1 protein-coding gene is annotated in these 1,054 nt (G+C 71.2%); it reads left to right on the forward strand.

All coding sequences use genetic code 11. From position 1 onward, the window contains the following. The first annotated feature begins 647 nt into the window (after positions 1-647). Entirely contained in the window at positions 648-1,004 is a 357-nt protein-coding gene (locus tag ACZ6S0_RS15465) for a hypothetical protein (RefSeq protein WP_465916997.1), read from the forward strand. Positions 1,005-1,054 lie beyond the last annotated feature (50 nt).

The following is a 1,054-nucleotide window of genomic DNA, read 5'->3' on the forward strand; positions in this document are numbered from 1 at the left end:
CGTTGGCCATGGGGTCGGATGGCCATGGGGTCGGATGGCCATGGGGTCGGATGGCCATGGGGTCGGATGGCCATGGGGTCGGATGGCCATGGGGTCGGATGGCCATGGGGTCGGCGTGGTGGGCTGGGAGGGGTGAGGGCTTGTGAGGTCGGGGCCGTGGTGGTGGAGGGTTGGGGTGGCTGAGGCTCGCTGCCATTCCCGAGGGGCTGCGACGTTGAGGCCGCAACGGCGTCCCCGGACGGCGATCGCGGTTTCCGGGTGTTTCCCAGTCGGGCGTCTGGAACCTCGCGGCCGGAGCCGGAGTAAGTGAGGTGAGGACAAGGGAGGTTTCGATGTGGTGGTGCGGGGCGGTGGCCAGGGGTGTGGCGGTGTTCGGGCAGGCGTTCTTGGTGGTGCTTGTGGTGACGGTGGCGGGCGGGTGCGCTGGGCCGAGGGCCGGCTCCCCCGGTGCTGCGGCCGGTACGCCGACGAGCCCCGCAAGGACGGGCATGCCAACCAGTTCCTTGGACGTCGGGACGCCCACGAGCCCCGCAGGGGCCGGTACGTGGACGAGTTCCCCGGGTGCCGGGGCGGAGGCGGCGGCGACGGGTGTGGGTGGTGGCAAGGGTGCGGCGACAGTGGGTGGCCCGAGTCCTACCGGTACCGGTGTGGGATGCAACGGCACTCCGGTGTTCCTGGGCGACGGGTTCCCTGAGGTGCGGGGGACGGCTCGGGACGCGGAGTTGTGGGGCCTGCTGTTCGTGGGGAGGCCGCCGCTCGAACGGGGTGACGAGGTCAAGATCGTGTGGCGGATGACCGGGGAAGGGCCGTTGCGGATTCGGGCCACGCTGCCCGACGGAACCGCCGCCAAGCTGACCTGGGGCCCTGAGGAGCACGGTGGGTCCACCTGGCGGCGGCCCGGTCAGGAGTGGGGCACCGGGTTCGTGTTCCCGAAGGGCGGCTGCTGGAAGGTCGAACTCGACCGGACTCGGGGCTCAGGTCACGTCTGGCTGCCTGTCCAGTAGGGCTCAGACCACGTCCGGCTGCCCGTCCAGCAAGGCTCAGGTCACGTCCG

The organism is Nonomuraea sp. NPDC051298 (genome assembly GCF_055586305.1).